The organism is Oceanobacillus kimchii X50 (assembly GCF_000340475.1).
GTDB classification, from domain to species: Bacteria; Bacillota; Bacilli; order Bacillales; family Amphibacillaceae; genus Oceanobacillus; species Oceanobacillus kimchii.
Genome location: NZ_CM001792.1, coordinates 1,500,562 through 1,518,004, shown reverse-complemented (window position 1 = coordinate 1,518,004; position 17,443 = coordinate 1,500,562). Strand labels below are relative to the sequence as shown.

General features: G+C 36.2%; 14 protein-coding genes. 2 read left to right on the top strand and 12 right to left on the bottom strand.

Going from position 1 to position 17,443, the window contains the following annotated elements; genetic code table 11:
* Positions 1-278 precede the first annotated feature (278 nt).
* Complete coding sequence (locus tag C794_RS08015; protein ID WP_017796617.1) at positions 279-2,933, bottom strand: cation-translocating P-type ATPase; 2,655 nt, start codon at positions 2,931-2,933, stop codon at positions 279-281.
* 100 nt (positions 2,934-3,033) lie between these two features.
* Here C794_RS08015 and C794_RS08010 point away from each other — a divergent pair, with 100 nt between their 5' ends.
* Positions 3,034-4,743, top strand: a complete 1,710-nt coding sequence (locus tag C794_RS08010; protein ID WP_017796616.1) for an Rqc2 family fibronectin-binding protein — start codon at positions 3,034-3,036, stop codon at positions 4,741-4,743.
* Positions 4,744-4,808: 65 nt separating this feature from the next.
* Here C794_RS08010 and C794_RS08005 read toward each other — a convergent pair whose 3' ends face one another.
* Together C794_RS08005 and C794_RS08000 are read right to left on the bottom strand one after the other, a co-directional pair.
* Positions 4,809-5,231 (bottom strand): organic hydroperoxide resistance protein, encoded by a 423-nt coding sequence (locus C794_RS08005; RefSeq protein ID WP_017796615.1) that lies wholly within the window; start codon positions 5,229-5,231, stop codon positions 4,809-4,811.
* Between the two features lie 75 nt (positions 5,232-5,306).
* A complete protein-coding gene (locus C794_RS08000) occupies positions 5,307-6,164 on the bottom strand; it encodes a LysR family transcriptional regulator (RefSeq protein ID WP_017796614.1) in 858 nt (285 codons plus the stop codon).
* A gap of 126 nt (positions 6,165-6,290) precedes the next feature.
* Between C794_RS08000 and C794_RS07995 the strand changes: the two genes are divergently transcribed.
* Positions 6,291-7,058: a class I SAM-dependent methyltransferase gene (locus C794_RS07995; protein ID WP_017796613.1), complete on the top strand. Its 768-nt coding sequence runs from the start codon at positions 6,291-6,293 to the stop codon at positions 7,056-7,058.
* Between the two features lie 182 nt (positions 7,059-7,240).
* On the opposite strand, the gene pyrE is transcribed toward C794_RS07995, so the two are convergent.
* The 9 genes from pyrE to pyrR form a co-directional block, all read right to left on the bottom strand.
* Positions 7,241-7,849: an orotate phosphoribosyltransferase gene (gene pyrE, locus C794_RS07990; RefSeq protein ID WP_017796612.1), complete on the bottom strand. Its 609-nt coding sequence runs from the start codon at positions 7,847-7,849 to the stop codon at positions 7,241-7,243.
* Position 7,850: 1 nt separating this feature from the next.
* The gene (gene pyrF, locus C794_RS07985; RefSeq protein WP_017796611.1) at positions 7,851-8,537 is read right to left on the bottom strand and encodes an orotidine-5'-phosphate decarboxylase; all 687 of its coding nucleotides are present in this window, start codon (positions 8,535-8,537) and stop codon (positions 7,851-7,853) included.
* Positions 8,534-9,448 carry a dihydroorotate dehydrogenase gene (locus tag C794_RS07980; RefSeq protein WP_017796610.1) on the bottom strand — a complete coding sequence of 305 codons (915 nt, stop codon included), beginning with the start codon at positions 9,446-9,448 and terminating at the stop codon, positions 8,534-8,536. The genes pyrF and C794_RS07980 overlap by 4 nt, the downstream gene beginning before the upstream one ends.
* Entirely contained in the window at positions 9,445-10,200 is a 756-nt protein-coding gene (locus C794_RS07975; protein ID WP_017796609.1) for a dihydroorotate dehydrogenase electron transfer subunit, read from the bottom strand. The genes C794_RS07980 and C794_RS07975 overlap by 4 nt, the downstream gene beginning before the upstream one ends.
* Positions 10,197-13,400, bottom strand: coding sequence for a carbamoyl-phosphate synthase large subunit (carB, locus tag C794_RS07970; protein ID WP_017796608.1), 3,204 nt, complete (start codon positions 13,398-13,400; stop codon positions 10,197-10,199). The genes C794_RS07975 and carB overlap by 4 nt, the downstream gene beginning before the upstream one ends.
* Complete coding sequence (locus tag C794_RS07965) at positions 13,393-14,493, bottom strand: carbamoyl phosphate synthase small subunit (RefSeq protein ID WP_017796607.1); 1,101 nt, start codon at positions 14,491-14,493, stop codon at positions 13,393-13,395. The genes carB and C794_RS07965 overlap by 8 nt, the downstream gene beginning before the upstream one ends.
* Positions 14,480-15,772, bottom strand: a complete 1,293-nt coding sequence (locus C794_RS07960) for a dihydroorotase (RefSeq protein WP_017796606.1) — start codon at positions 15,770-15,772, stop codon at positions 14,480-14,482. The genes C794_RS07965 and C794_RS07960 overlap by 14 nt, the downstream gene beginning before the upstream one ends.
* The gene (locus C794_RS07955) at positions 15,729-16,658 is read right to left on the bottom strand and encodes an aspartate carbamoyltransferase catalytic subunit (protein WP_017796605.1); all 930 of its coding nucleotides are present in this window, start codon (positions 16,656-16,658) and stop codon (positions 15,729-15,731) included. The genes C794_RS07960 and C794_RS07955 overlap by 44 nt, the downstream gene beginning before the upstream one ends.
* Before the next feature lie 172 nt (positions 16,659-16,830).
* Positions 16,831-17,373, bottom strand: coding sequence for a bifunctional pyr operon transcriptional regulator/uracil phosphoribosyltransferase PyrR (gene pyrR / locus C794_RS07950; protein WP_017796604.1), 543 nt, complete (start codon positions 17,371-17,373; stop codon positions 16,831-16,833).
* Positions 17,374-17,443 lie beyond the last annotated feature (70 nt).

Here is a 17,443-nt window from a genome sequence, read left to right as displayed (position 1 = left end):
TTTTCTCTGATTATTCTCCTCTAATAGTAACATTATACTTTATCTTTATCGAATTTTATACCATAAATTTGCTAGACACAATACGTGTAGAAGAGTTAGAAGAGAAAAAAAATTTAGCAAACCAAATATAGAATCTATAGTAACTTTAGATAATGAGGAACAACTAACCTGATCAAGAGGGGTTTTTAGTTATAACAAAATACCCGAACTTTTACGGTACTTACTCTCAGACGCGTAAAAATCCGGGAAATTAATGATCTCATTTCTTAAAAGTTCGGTTATTTTTTTGAGTAACCGAAGAGTACAGTTGGTATTGCTCCTAATCCAACAACTAACAACCAATCTATTATGCTAAGAGAAGTTGTATGGAAGATCGGTTGAAGCGGTTCCCAATAAATTACAACAAATAACAATAGTAAGGAGGAAATTACCGCATAAACAAGGTACATATTTCCAAATGGATTTCTTGCAAAAACGGAATGTTCACTACGACAATCAAAAACATGAATCAACTGTGCAACTACTAATGTAGCAAAAGCAGTAGTCTGTGCATAAATTAGGTGTTCAGTATTATTTTGATACGTTACCATAAAAGCAATTAATGTAACAATACCTATCAATATTCCTCTTGATACAATTTTATATCCCAATCCTCTTGAAAAAATACCTTCTCTTGGATTCCTTGGTCCACGCTTCATTACATCGCTTTCTGCTTTATCCACACCAAGCGCCATTGCAGGTAATCCATCCGTCACTAAATTCACCCAAAGTATTTGTACCGGAACAAGTGGTAGCGGTAATGCTAGTAACATAGCAAATAACATAACTAATATTTCTCCAACATTAGAAGCTAGAAGATATCGTATAAATTTCCTTATATTTTCATAGATGTTTCTGCCTTCATTTATTGCTGATTTAATAGTTGCAAAATTATCATCCATTAATACGAGGGATGAAGCTTCTTTTGTTACATCTGTACCATTAATCCCCATACTTATTCCAATATCACTTGCTTTGATAGCTGGAGCGTCATTAACTCCATCTCCTGTCATAGCAACTATATGCCCCTTATTTTGAAAAGCTTTTACTATTCTCAATTTATGTTCAGGAGTAACTCTAGCAAAAACATATGCGTCTTCAATTACATTTTCCAATTCCTGATCTGACATGTTGTTTAATTGTTTTCCTTCAAATAGTAATCCGTTTTCAGGTAACAATTGTAAATGACTTGCAATTGCTCGAGCAGTATGTGCATGATCTCCTGTTATCATTACTGTTTTAATTCCTGCTTCTTTACATTCCCGTATCGCTGACTTCACTTCTTTCCTAGGTGGATCCATTAATCCATACAATCCGATAAATGTTAGTTCATTTTCGATTATTGTACTATCTATATCCATATTATTTGGTAAAATACGAACTCCAATCGCAATCGTACGGAGAGCTTTTCCAGCCATATGATACACTGCATTTTCAATCTCTTTAGTATCTTCTTTTTTTAATAGTGACCTTCCATTTTCATCTAAATAATAGGTGGATCGAGGTAATAAAACATCAGGAGCACCTTTAGTAATAATCATCTTCATTCCATTCTTGTCTTCAACAATTATGCTCATTCGTTTGCGATCAGAATCAAATGGTAATTCTTTAATAACATGATAATCTTCTTTCCTATCAGCATGTAAACCTAATTTTCGTGCCGCAACTAATAAAGCACCATCCGTTGGATCTCCGTCAATAAAGTTCTTTCCTTTTTTAACCATCAACTGAGAATGATTACATATCATCCCATATAGAAGCATCGTTTCCAAATTAGGATGCGTTCGTTCTACTTTATTTTTGTTTAAAAAGAAATCACCTTGTGTTTGGTATCCATCTCCAGTTACATATAAATATTCACCATTCAAATACATTTCTTTAACGGTCATTTGATTTTCTGTCATGGTTCCTGTTTTGTCAGAACAAACAACTGATGCGCATCCTAAGGTTTCTACGGCAGATAATTTGCGTACAATTGCTTTCTTTCGTATCATTCGTTGTACTCCAAGAGACAATGCAACTGTCACGATTGCGGGTAGTCCTTCAGGAATAGCTGCTACTGCTAGTGAGACACCTGCAAGAAACATTTCGTACATAGGATGGCCTTGTACTACCCCTACTCCAACTACAAGAACCGTCAATAAGAGAGCAACTACAATTAAGATTTTCCCTAATTCTGCCAATTTCATTTCAAGTGGGGTTACGGTTTTTTTCGTTCCTTCAATGAGAGATGCTATCTGGCCCATCACTGTCTTCATGCCTGTACCAACAACAACACCAGTTCCAGAACCACGAGTGACCATTGTCCCCATAAACCCCATATTCGTTTGATCTTGAACATCTAAGTTCTCAGCAGTTATTGCTGTAGCATGCTTGCTTACGGGTAGTGACTCTCCAGTTAATGCAGATTCCTCGGTCTCCAAACCATTAGACTTAATAATACGAATATCAGCTGGAATGCGATCTCCACTATTAATGCGTACTACATCTCCGACAACAATATCCCGAGAAGATATTTTTTCCCATTGTTTTTCACGTAATACACTAGCAATTGGTGCAGAAAGCTCTTTTAATTTTTCTAGTGAATTTTCTGCTTTTTGTTCTTGAAAAAAACCAATGCATCCATTTATTAATACAATCACCATAATTGCGATTGCATCAATATATTCTCCAAGTAAACCAGCGATTAATGTTGCGGCTAACAAAACCAACACCATAAAATCTTGAAATTGCTTGAAAAATAGAATCCAGTTTGAAACTTGCTTTTTAGATTCTAATATGTTTTCACCATGTTGTTTTCTTCTTTCCACTGCTTGTTTGTTATTTAGACCGCGATTTGAAATTACTTGGAGCTTCTGCTCTACTTTTTCTACATCTAATTGATACCATTTCATCAGCATTCCTCCGACAATGTATAGATTGTACAAGCTCTTAATCCATATCTATGCCGTTCTTAACAAAAAAATGCTATAATGTCGCAAGAGGTGATTTATTATGCCATTTGATGGTATTGTTACTAGAGCCATAACCGAAGAATTAGAAAATAAAATAGTTCGTGGTAAAATTGCAAAAATCTATCAACCAACTGATAGTGAAATTGTCATGACAGTAAGGAACAACTCTGTTAATCAGTCTTTGTTATTTTCGATACATCCAACATATGCTAGATTCCATATAACAAATGATACTTATATGAATCCAAAAGAGCCTCCGATGTTTTGTATGGTATTACGAAAGCATTTATCTGGAGCTATTGTTGAAAAAATCGAACAAAAAGGTATGGAACGAATTGTAATATTTTCAATACGTACAAGGAATGAAATTGGTGATATAAGCTATAAACAATTAATAATGGAACTAATGGGAAAACATAGTAACCTTATTTTAGTCGATCAAGAAAAAGGTGTAATCATTGATAGCTTAAAACATATTTCTTATTCACAAAATAGACATCGTTCCATACTTCCTGGACAATCATATCAATCTCCACCAGATCAACAAAAGTTTCATCCATTAGAACTTTCAAGTGACCAATTTATTCAAAAGCTTGATTTTAATTCCGGCAAAATTGATCAGCAGATGCTACAAATACTGGAAGGTTTTTCACCATTGATTACGAAAGATTTTGCATCAAAAGTAGCTTTAGGTACAAATGAACAATATCAATCCATGTTTGAAAAAGTTCAACGTCGATTAGATGCACATGAATATACTCCAACAATCTACCGAAATGGAAAAGAAGATTTTCACGTACTTCCATTAACATCAAAAAGCAATGCTGAGAAAGAACCATTTGAATCAGTAAATCAAATGTTAGATACGTTCTACTCAGGAAAAGCGGAACGTGATAGAGTAAAGCAACAAGCAAAAGATTTATATCGATTTATAAAAAATGAAAAGCAGAAAAATGAACGAAAACTAAAAAAACATCAACAAACCATACAAAAATCAGAACACGCCGATGAATACCAGCGATTAGGAGAACTCTTAACTGCTCATATGCATGAAGTTCAATTTGGTGATAAGCAGGTAGAGGTTGTTGATTATTATGATCCTGACCAAAAAAAAGTATTAATCAAACTAAACCCTCAAAAATCACCAAGTGAAAATGCACAAAGTTATTTTAAAACTTATGCTAAATTAAAAAAATCAAGGCAAATTATGCAATCAGAAATTAAACGTACAGACTTGGAAATTCAATATTTAGATCAGTTATTACAACAATTAGATGTTGCTAGTACAGAGGATATCGAGGAAATACGTGAAGAGTTAAGAGAAGAAGGTTATTTAAAAAAACAACGACAGACGAAGAAGAAAAAGAAGCCGCAACAACCAGCACCTGAAGAGTACATTTCTTCCGAAGGTACTACGATCCTTGTCGGCAAAAACAATAAACAAAATGAATATGCAACGATGCGTTTAGCAAATCGAGATGATATTTGGTTGCATACAAAAGATATCCCCGGATCTCATGTGATTATCCGAGATAAACAAGCTAGTGAACAAACGATAAAAGAAGCTGCTCAATTAGCTGCTTATTTTAGCAAATCTCAGCAATCGTCCTCGGTTCCGGTGGATTATACTTCCATTCGTCATGTCAGAAAACCAAACGGCGCCAAACCAGGTTATGTCATTTATGATAATCAAAAAACTATTTATGTAACGCCGTCTAAAGAAATTGTCGATCGATTAAGAAAAGGATAAAGTGAGATTTTGCTTATAAAAAAGGTTCAAACCTGAATTGGTTTGAACCTTTTATTGTTTAGATGTTAAACAGCTTCTGGTTTTAAAGTTACTTCGATATTGCCTCGCGTTGCCTTTGAATAAGGACAGAAGTCGTGTGCTGCTTCTGCTAATTCTTGCGCTTCATCTTGGCTAACGCCTTCTATTTTAATATGGAGTGTAGCTCCAATCTTAAAGCCGCCATCAGAAGTATCTTTCATAAAATGGACATCTGCAGTTGTCTCAGAACTTATTTTCTTCCCTTTTTCAGATGCAACATGATTTAGAGCACCATCGTAACAAGCAGAATATCCTGCAGCAAATAGTTGCTCTGGATTAGATCCTTTTTTATCGGATTTACCTCCAGCTGGGTTAACTAAATCTACATCAATAATCCCATCATCTGATTTCACATGTCCGTCTCTACCATTTTTTGCTGTAGCTGTTGAAGTAAATAGAATATCACTCATACGATCACTACTCCTTATTAATTTAACGTATAGTTCTTATATTTCCGTTAAATATAATTTGTAAACATAAAAATTTTAAAAAGTAGTTTTCTGTAATAATTCTAGAAAATGATCTACCTGTGGTAATTTGCGGATGCCTTCTTGATAACATACCCACGTATCGCGTGTTACCGGCTTTCCATTAATTTCAAGCGCAATATGAGGATATTCTTCTTTTAGATGATCAGAAACACTTTCAGGTAAAACTGCCATTCCAATTCCTTGTTTCATAAATTGTTTACAAGTTTCGATTTGATCTACGGTTAATGTTTTTACGGGATTAATAGATTCTTGTTGATGATATAACCAGTTATCAACAAGTTCATGCATACTATCATCACTTTTAAAAGAAATTAACGGCCTTTCCTTTACTTGATTAGATGGAAAATGTTCTGTATCAAACATATACAGTGGATCATCAAATAAATGAACAGAAGTCGTTTCCTTTAATTTCTCGCCTCTTATGATACAAATATGATATTTTTTGTGGTTTCGTCTAATATCTTCACTAATACCTGTAACTAAATCAATTGTTACTTTCGGATAATTAGCTGTAAATTCACCTAAGATACTCGGTAAAAATCGCTGGCTAATTAAAGTAGAGCAAGCAATAGAGAGGGTTCCTTGGATTTCTTCACCGGTCTCTGCTAATCGGTTCTTTAAGACTTTTTCTTGATAAATGACTCGCTTTGCATGTTGAATAATAATCTCACCAGCAGGAGTTGGTAGTAGACGTTTAGAAGTTCGAATAAATATTGCTTCACCAAAATAGTCTTCCATATATTTTAAACGTTGAGTAACAGCTGGTTGGGAAATTAAAACAGCCTTTGCCGTTCCACGAATGGTACCAATTTCATTTAAACGTATTAATAATTCATAATCATCCATCCTCATTTAAAACACCTCATATAAGTATATGTTATCAATACCAATCAATTTATTGTATTTTACTTATTACATCATACCACATAAACTAATAGTAAATGAAATTCTAAAATTAAATGGAAAAGGAAGATGTTGATGGATGAAAAATCGTTAGTAAAGAAGGCATTCGCTAAGAATAGTAATGCGTATATAACAAGTAAAACTCACGCGAATGAAAAAGAATTGGAAAAGATGATCGCATGGACAGCACCGAATAAGGAAATGGTTATGTTAGATATTGCAACAGGTGGTGGACATGTAGCGAAGCAATTTTCTCCCCATGTAAAAAATGTGATAGCAACTGATTTAACTCCTGAAATGCTTCAAGAAACACGTTATCATTTAATAAACTATACAAATATCCAATATGTCGTTGTTGATGCAGAGAACTTGCCGTTTTTAGATCAAACTTTTGATATCGTAAGTTGCCGAATTGCAGCTCATCATTTCCCAAATCCTACAAAATTTATAGAAGAAACAAATCGAGTACTAAAACCAAAAGGTACATTTATTTTCGTTGATAATATTTCCAGTGAGGACAACGAACTTGACCTCTATGTAAACGAATTAGAAAAATTACGTGATCCTAGTCATATGCGATCGTTAAAGGTTTCTGAATGGAAACAAATTATTTCTACCTACCCTTTATCTATTAGAAAAGAGCAACTTCAAAAGAAAATACTCCCCTTCCAAGATTGGGTTAATCGTACTGTTGAAGATCCAAAACAGAAAAATGCTGTGGAATCTTATCTTTTAGATGCTAATACTAGAGTAAAAGCTTATTTTGATGTTAAGCAACAAAAAGAGCAACTTCTATCATTTTCAATTGATGAATGGATGGTAATGTATCAGAAAGGAGATTAATTAAATCGAAAAACACTTTAAAAGTTTAACGCTAGAAATAAATTTAAGGTTTTTCGTTTTACAAGGCAGCTGGTGAGTCCTCTGTATCTTTATCATTGGAAACTCACCTAGCCCTTTTTTTATTATATTTCTGGACGGATGTTTTTTTCTAACCTCAACTCATAACTTATGTTTTAACACCTTTACAAACTATCTCTAAAAGTCAATAATTCAATTTTTTCTTCTTCTAATAACTCACCAGAACTAATTAGTTCTTGAATTAAATCATCAAAACCTGTAATGGATTTGTAAGCGATATTTGCTTGAGAAAAAGCTTCTTTTGATTTATTCAGCCCATATGTAAAAATTGAATAGACGGCTAAAATATTTGCTCCTGCTTGTTGTAGTGCCTTTGCTGCTTCAATAGACGAACCACCAGTAGAGATTAAATCCTCAATTACTAGTACTGTTTTTCCTTCTACACTAGCACCTTCTATTTGATTTCCTTTTCCATGTACTTTCGGTTTTGATCTTACATATACCATAGGTAAATTCAAAAGATCAGATAACCATGCTGCATGTGGTATGCCAGCTGTAGCACATCCTGCTATCACATCAGGTTTAATGCTCTCTTCTTCTAACATATGAATAAATGCTTGAGCAATTTTTTTTCGCACTTTGGGATAACTCATTGTTAAACGATTATCACAATAGATGGGGGATTTTAATCCTGATGTCCAAGTAAAATATGTATCTAAATTTATTTGTACTGCTCCTATATCCAATAGTTCCTTTGTAATTTGTTTTTTCATACTATTCTTCCTCCCATCGTTTCTTTACTTCCATATATGTTTCGTATGGATGATCAGATTGCGTTATCGCTCTACCTACTACAATAAAGTCACTTCCGACTTGATTTGCCAGTTCTGGTGTTGCAACACGTTTTTGATCATGAACATGTGAACTGTCAAGCCTTATTCCTGGAGTTAGTGTTAAAAAAGATGTATCACATACTTTTTTGATAGATGCTACTTCATGGACAGAGCTAACTACCCCATCCGCTCCAGCATCTTTTGCTATTCTAGCTAAGTGATTAACATTAGCCGGTACATTACCAGGTAATCGTAATTGTTGTTGAACAACTTCTTCATCTACTGATGTTAATAGAGTTACTGCAATCAGTTTTGTATGTGATTGTTCAAGTCCAAGCTTTGCTTGAGCAATCATTTCACTTCCGCCAAGTGTATGTGTTGTAACTAAATCAACACCTAGAGAAGCTATATTTTTCATTGCTCGATGAACTGTATTTGGTATGTCATGTAATTTCAGATCCAAAAATATCGAATGATTATTCTTTTTTAATTTTTCGATTACCTTAGGACCTTCTTTATAGAATAGTTCCATACCAACTTTAACAGGAACTCCTTGTAACGCATTGTTATTTAAAAATGCTTCTGTTTGTTTCCAATTAGGAAAATCAAGTGCTACAAACATCGTCATACCGTTATCCCCCTTGTCTCAATAACATCTTCAATTGAGTGAAACCCATACCGCTCCAATACTACTGGTAACTCGTTTATGATATCTACACAAGCAAATGGATTTTGAAAATTCGCAGTGCCAACTGCGACAGCATCTGCACCAGCTATTAGAAACTCCAAAACATCTTCTGCGTTAGAGATTCCTCCCATCCCAATAATTGGAATCGAAACTTGTTGTCTTACTTCATAAATCATACGAATAGCAACAGGCTTTATTGCAGGACCAGACAGCCCCCCGGTTTTATTGGCGATTAACGGTTTTCGTGATGGCAGATGAATCTTCATTCCAGTTAATGTGTTGATCATCGATAACCCATCTGCACCAGCTTCTTCCACTGCTTTTGCCATCTGAACAATGTTATGCACATTCGGCGAAAGTTTTACATAAACAGGTTTGTTACTCACTTTCTTTACTACACCCGTTACTTTTTTTGCCATGGTAGGGTCAGTACCAAATTGGATTCCACCTTGTTTAACATTTGGACAAGAAATATTTAATTCGAGTGCATGTACATCTTCTGTTTGATTAAACGAAGCCGCTACAAACTCATATTCTTCGATAGAACTACCTGCAATATTTGCAATAATAGATGTATCATATTTTGCAAGTCGAGGAACTTCTTGGTCAATTATTTGTTGGACTCCCGGATTCTGAAGACCAATTGCATTTAACATTCCTGCACTAGTTTCTGCTACACGCGGAGTTGGATTACCTAATCTTTCAAATTGAGTGGCTGCTTTCATCATTACTCCACCTAAAAGGCTTAAGTCATAATACTCACTGTACTCTTTCCCAAACCCAAAGCAACCAGATGCTGGCATGATGGGATTTTTTAAGTTTAATCCTGGTAATTTTACTGATAGATTCATAGGACAACCTCCTCAGCAACAAATACTGGTCCTTCACTACAGATTTTCTTATAATGATTATCCACGGTAGGCAGCACACAGGCCATACATGCACCTACTCCACATCCCATTCTTTCCTCTAAAGAAACCTTTCCAGGGATATGACTGAGCTTACTTTTCACCGCTCTTAACATTGGTAATGGACCACAGCTAAAGTATTGTGTACGATCTTTAAATTGTCCTACTATATCCGTAACAACACCATGTGTCCCATAAGAACCGTCATCGGTTACAATATACGTTTCACCGATCCGGTTAAATTCTTCCTCGTAAAAAACAGCATTTTTTGTCTGAAAGCCAAGTACCGAGACAATATCTATAGAAGTTTCTTCCGATAACCGTTTTGCCAAGTGATACATAGGCGGAACACCTACCCCTCCACCAATTAACAGTACCCGTTCATCTTCAGAAATATCTATAGAAAAACCATTCCCATTCGGTCCAAACACATCAATTTGCATTCCCGATTGATAGTTTGATAATTGTTTGGTTCCTTCTCCAATTGCTTTAAATACAAGCGATACGCTAGCAGTGGAAGGATCCACTGCTGCAATAGAGATCGGACGTCTTAACGTATGTCCAGGAATGTAAATGTGTACAAATTGTCCTGGTTTTGCCTGTTCACTAATTCTACTATTTTCCGCTATCATCTCAAAGGTGTCTGTAGCAATTTGTGTTACTGATAGAACAGACATTGTCTCACGCTTTCTCATGACATGACCACCTTTTCTAATCCAATCGGTTTCGCACTAAATGTTGTGGCATCTATAACACGTAATATGGCGTTTACTGTATCCATATTTGTCAAACAAGCAATTCCATGTTCTACTGCTTCTCTTCGGATTAAAAATCCATCAGAACGAGGTTTTTGGCCAGAATTTAAGGTGTTAATTACAAACTGGACTTGCCCCGATTCTATTATTGAGAGTACATTTGGTTCTTCTGCTCCAATCTTAGCAACAGGAACTACCGGTAAATTCCCTTCATGTTTTACATATTCTGCTGTACCTTCTGTTGCATATAGTACAAAACCTAGTTGGTGAAAATGTTCCGCTACTTCTAACATCTCTGATTTATCTTTATCAGCTACAGTGAGAAGTACTCCTCCTTCTTGAGGTACAGTCAGACCTGCAGCAATCAATCCTTTATAAAGTGCTTTTTCTAACGTTCTGTCATAGCCTATCGCTTCACCAGTCGATTTCATTTCTGGTCCAAGAATGGTGTCTACGCTACGTAATTTTTCAAAAGAAAATACGGGTATCTTTACTGATACTTGATCCTGCTCTGGTAGAATTCCAGTTTCATAACCTTGTTCTGCTAGTTTCTCACCAAGAATACATCTTGTTGCGATATTTGCCATTGTAACCCCCGTAATCTTACTTAAGAAAGGAATCGTTCGACTTGCCCGAGGGTTTACTTCCAGAACATACACGTCTTCTTCGCGGATAATAAATTGAATATTTATTAAGCCTTTCACTTGAAGCGCTTTTGAAATTTTTATCGCAGCATCTAAGCATTTTTCTTTAACAGTAGTTGATAACCGTTGTGGTGGGTAGACCGCCATCGAATCTCCGGAATGGACACCTGCACGTTCGATATGCTCCATGATGCCTGGAATAATCGTTGTTTCACCATCACTAATCGCATCAACTTCTACTTCCATACCCGTTAAATATTTATCAATTAAAATTGGGTGTGCAGAATCGATATGACTGGATTTTTTTAGATAATTTTCTAATTCTTGTTCATTATATACAATTTCCATTCTGCTTCCACCGATTACGTAGGAAGGTCGAACAAGTACCGGGTAGCCAATTGCATTTGCTGTGTCAATTGCTTGATCTAATCGAGGTACAGCCTTCCCTTTTGGTCGAAGTATATCTAATTCATCTAATAAAACTTCAAATTTATCACGATCCTCTGCACGATCAATATCGTCTAATCCTGTTCCAAGGATGCGAACACCTCTTCTTTCTAACCCTTCTGCCAGATTTATTGCTGTCTGTCCTCCAAATTGAACAATAACTCCCTCTGGTTGTTCTAAATCGACAACATGCATAACATCTTCTAAAGTTAATGGTTCAAAGTATAGTTTATCGGAAATTGTAAAATCAGTAGATACAGTTTCTGGATTATTGTTCATAATGATCGCTTCGTAACCCATTTCCTTAATCGCATAAACAGAATGTACGGTTGCATAATCAAATTCAATTCCCTGACCTATTCGAATCGGTCCTGAACCTAAAACTAATATTTTCTTTCGATCCGTAACAATCGATTCATTTTCTTCTTCATAAGTACTATAGAAATATGGTGTTTCTGATGCAAATTCTGCTGCACAGGTGTCTACCATCTTAAACACGGGCACAATTTGATTTTCTTTGCGAATCTGATAAATATCATCGACAGCCATTTCCCATAGTCGTGCAATTTCAGAATCGGACAGTCCCCATTGCTTTGCTTTTGTTAATTTTTCTAAATTACCAACATCGTTTTTCAATTCGTTTTCCATATTTACAACTCGTTCAATGGCATGTAAGAAGAAAGGATCGATTTTCGTATGGTTGAAAATCCACTCAACAGAATATCCTTGACGGAGCGCTTCTGCAACTAGGAAGATGCGTTCATCATCTGCTCGAGTTAATCGTTTTACTAACTCGTCTTCCGTGATATTTACTGCTTTTTTCAAAAATAGCTCTTCTGTACCTATTTCTAACGATCGTACCCCTTTTAATAGAGATTCTTCCAGATTCCTCCCTATTGCCATCACTTCTCCGGTTGCTTTCATTTGTGTTCCAAGGCGGCGATCTCCTGCCGTAAACTTATCAAATGGAAAGCGTGGAAACTTTGTAACCACATAATCTAGCGCAGGCTCAAACATTGAATAAGTTTTACCTGTAATTGGATTAATAATTTCATCCAAGGAATAGCCGACTGCAATTTTTGCAGCAATTTTTGCAATGGGATATCCAGTTGCCTTGGATGCAAGGGCAGACGATCTACTCACTCGCGGGTTAACTTCGATTATATAATAATGAAAACTATTCGGGTCTAGAGCTAACTGTACGTTACATCCACCTTCAATTTCTAATGCTCGAATAATTTTTAACGAAGCATTCCTCAGCAGATGATACTCACGATCACTCAAAGTTTGCGATGGAGCTACTACAATTGAATCACCGGTATGAATTCCAACTGGATCAATATTCTCCATATTACACACTACAATAGCTTGGTCATTCTTATCCCGCATTACTTCATATTCAATTTCTTTAAATCCCGCAATGTTTCGTTCGATCAAACACTGATTCACTGGAGATAAGGATAAGCCATTTTTCGTAATTTCTTTTAAATCTTCCTCGTTATAACACATTCCACCACCAGTTCCCCCCAGTGTGTAAGCAGGACGTACAATTAGTGGGAAGCCGATAGTATGAGCAAAATCGAACGCTTCTTCTACCGTATGTACAATCTCACTTTCCGGAACTGGCTCGCCTAACTCATTCATTAATTTACGGAATAGCTCCCGGTCTTCTGCTTTTTCAATCGAAGCTGGTGCTGATCCCAACAGTTGAACTTGATGGTCTTCCAAGATTCCTTTGTGAAACAGTTCCATTGCTAAATTCAGACCTGTTTGTCCTCCTAATGTAGGTAAAATGGCATCAGGATGTTCTTTACGAATAATTTTAGTCAAGAACTCTTCTGTTAATGGCTCCATATACACTTTATCTGCTACAGTATGATCGGTCATAATGGTCGCAGGATTAGAGTTAGCTAAAATTACAGTATATCCTTCCTCTTTCAAAGCCTGACAAGCTTGCGTGCCTGAGTAATCAAATTCCGCAGCTTGACCAATAATGATTGGTCCTGATCCGATTACAAGAATTTTGTTGATGTCTGTACGTTTAGGCATATACTTCTCCTCCTTGTTTCACTGTGCTGGTCTTAATCAGGTTTAAAAACTCGTCAAATAAGTAATTGGTATCCTCTGGTCCTGGTGAAGCTTCTGGATGATATTGAACAGAAAAGGCAGGAAATGTAGTATGGCGAATCCCTTCTACCGTTTCATCATTTAATGCAATCTGAGTTAGTTCGAGTTCTGTTTCTAATAGTGATGAGGCATTAACTGCATAGCTATGGTTTTGTGATGTTAAATAGGTTTTTCCAGCTATTAAATCTTTTACTGGATGATTCGCTCCCCGGTGTCCGAATTTCATTTTTTCCGTATTTGCTCCACAAGCAAGTGCCAGTAATTGATGTCCAAGGCAAATACCAAAGATAGGGATTTGGCCAAGAAGTTGTTTTATCATGTCAATTGCTTCTGGAACATCCTTTGGATCCCCAGGTCCATTCGTCAACATTATTCCATCTGGTTTTAATCGTAAAATTGCTTCCGCACTATAGTTATGAGGGACAACAGTGATATGACAATCTCGCTTTGTTAATTCTCTCAAGATTCCGTGCTTTGCACCGAAGTCTACCATTACCACTCGTAGCCCTCTTCCTGGTACAACATATGGTTTACTTGTTGATGTTCGTTTCACTTGGTCTCGAGGCATTTCAGCATGTCTTAATTGATCTATAACCTTATACTCATTTTTCTCCTCATCGACCATGACGGCTCGCATTGTACCATGCTTTCGAATGATTCGAGTAAGCTTCCGAGTATCGATATTTGCAATCCCAGGAATATTATGCGCCTTTAAAAAAGTATCTAAAGTCTCCTCATTTCGGAAATTAGATGGAGATTCACAAAACTCTTTTACAACAAGACCATGAATAAATGGTGTCACTGTTTCAAAGTCATCTCGATTAATACCATAATTTCCAATTAGAGGATAGGTTAATGTAACGAATTGACCACAATAACTAGGGTCGGTTATGACTTCTTGATAACCTGTCATTCCTGTATTAAATACAATCTCTCCACTAGATTCGGAATCACTGCCAAAAGCTGTTCCATTAAAAACTGTTCCATCTTCAAGAATTAATTTACGCTTTTTCATGTTGTTTAGCCTCCTCATATACGACTATTCCATCTACCATTGTAAGTACAGGAATTCCTTTTACTGTCCAATTATCGAAAGGTGTGTTTTTACCTTTTGAATAAAAAGTTTCACGATGAATTGTTTCTTCTTTTTCTAAATCAATGACAGTAACATCAGCTACACTACCTTCTTCTAATTTTCCATAAGGAAGTTGAAACGTCGCTGCTGGTTTTTCGGTCATTCTTTCTACTAACTGATATAGCGTCATTTTTCCTTTTAAAACCAGATGTGTATATAGAAGCGGGAATGCTGTTTCTAATCCTACGATGCCAAAAGGTGCTTCTTTGAATCCAAGCGCTTTCTCTTCCGCTGCATGAGGCGCATGATCGGTTGCAATTAAATCAAGGGTTCCATCCATTAACCCTTCGAATAGTGCTTCTTGATCTTCCTTTGAACGCAATGGAGGGTTCATCTTCCAGTCTGCATTATCTTCTGGAATATTCGTTTCATTAAGTAATAGATGATGCGGGGAAACCTCTGCTGTTACATGAATGCCTGCTCTCTTCGCATCGCGAATCACACGTACCGATTCTTTTGTACTAACATGACAGACATGATAGTGACAACCTGTCGCTTCTGCTAATAATACATCTCTCGCAATCTGTACCGACTCGCTTAAAGAAGGAATTCCTGGTAAGTTTAAACGTTCACTTACTTCTCCTTCATGCAACACGCCGCCATATACAAGACTATTATCTTCACAATGTGCCACAATCGTAGTGTTATGACGTGCTGCATCTTTCATTGCTTGATACATTTGATCTGCCGTCTGTATACCCACGCCATCATCTGTAAATGCAAATGCACCAGCATCGAGCAATGATTGAATATCCGTTCTTTCTTTTCCATTCAAACCCTTGGTAATTGATGCATATGGTAATACACGTATATGTGCAACATCTGCTATTTTGGAAAGTAAACTCGTTAAAGCGTCTTGATGATCAGGAACTGGATTCGTATTTGGCATTGCACATACGGTTGTAAATCCACCCCTTGCAGCTGCCATCGTTCCCGTTTCTATTGTTTCCTTATGTTCTCCACCAGGTTCACGTAAATGAATATGGACATCAATTAGTCCAGGAAGTAGCAACTTTCCTTCTATATCAATATAGTTTTCTGCCTCATCAGGAATCTGCGATGCAATTTTTGTTATTTTATTGTCTTCAATAAGTACTTCTACTTTCTCTAATTCATTAGATGGCAGTAAGCGAGTTGCGTTTAATAAGATTGTTTTCATGAATAATCCCCCATTCTGATAATACGTGCATGATAATTGCCATTCGTACGTAGACCCCATTGTCCATTTGTTTAAAAATTCTTGATTTCTCACTTTCTACTAAACTTGTATCTATTTCTACCCCACGATTTATTGGAGCAGGATGCATAATAATTGCACGGTCTTGTAATTTTTTATATCTTTCTTTCGTTAATCCATACAGTGATAGATAATCAGAAGTCTCTGCTTTATGAAGATGTCTTTCATGTTGGATTCTCAGTAACATTAAGACGTCAGCTTCTTCTATGGCTTCATCCATGGTCAGATATGGATACTCTAACGAACGGTCTTCAAATCCTGGTGCGGCACTAAAGATTACTTTTGCGCCTAACTTAGTAAGCGCCTTTGCATTCGATCTAGCTACCCGACTATGTTTTATATCTCCAGCAATCACAACCTTTAATCCTTTAATGGAACCAAACTCTTGATACATCGTTAGTAAATCGAGCATGCATTGAGTTGGATGTTCTTCTTTGCCAGAACCAGCATTAATGACTGGAATGTTTAATTTTCCTTCCTGTTCCAATTCACTTATCCATTGATCTGAAGGATGTCTAATTACTAAGAAATTAGCACCGATGGCTTCAAATGTTTTTGCTGTGTCATATAACGATTCACCTTTTGCCAAACTCGATGCTTCTATATGGAAATCCAATATCTCCACACCTAATTTTCGTTCTGCAACTGTAAAACTCATTTTTGTTCGAGTACTCGGTTCAAAAAATAGATTGCCAGCAAATAATTGGCGATTTAATTGGTTTGGTCGATCTCTTAACTCATTTGCTTTTCGTATTATTTGATACATTTCATCGGCTTCCAATTGATTAACAGAAATAAAATGTCTCATCGATTTCCTCCTTCATGTATCCGCAATTACGAAGATTTAGTTATAAAAAAAGCTCTCTGCAAGAAGGTTGCAGAGAGCTATACGTATCCTGGAATATATAGGTATCCAAAGTATACGTAGTCAAAAAACAACCTTTCAAACCTCACGGGATTTGATTAAAAGCTGAACATATTTATTTTTCATATAAGGATACAAGATCTTCTTGATCTTGCTCACTTAATTGGACAACAACAATTTCTCGATCCGATGTCGGAATATTTTTACCAACATAATCAGCACGAATCGGTAATTCACGATGCCCTCTATCCACGAGTGAACCAAGCTGTATTGTAGATGGGCGACCGACGTCCATAACAGCATCCATTGCTGCTCGAACTGTTCTTCCAGTAAATAATACATCATCAATCAAAATGACATTCTTATCAGTTATATCCATTCCAATCGAAACAGAGTTAATCTTCGGTCCCTCTTGTTCAGATACTTTATCAAGATCATCTCGATACATGGTAATATCTAGTTCACCTAATGGAACTTCAATAGATTCGATTTGCTTAATTTTCTGCTGGATACGCTTTGCTAGTGGGACACCTCTTGTTTTTATTCCAATCAAGACAAGATTTTCTCCACCTTTATTTTTTTCCAATATTTCATGAGACATTCTTGTTAATGCTCGTTGTATGGATGCTGCATCCAGTATTTCCGTTTTCTTTTTCATCTGCATATCTCACCTCAATCTAAAAATGCCCTTTTCCAAGAAAGGAAAAAGGGCATACTTATACAAATAA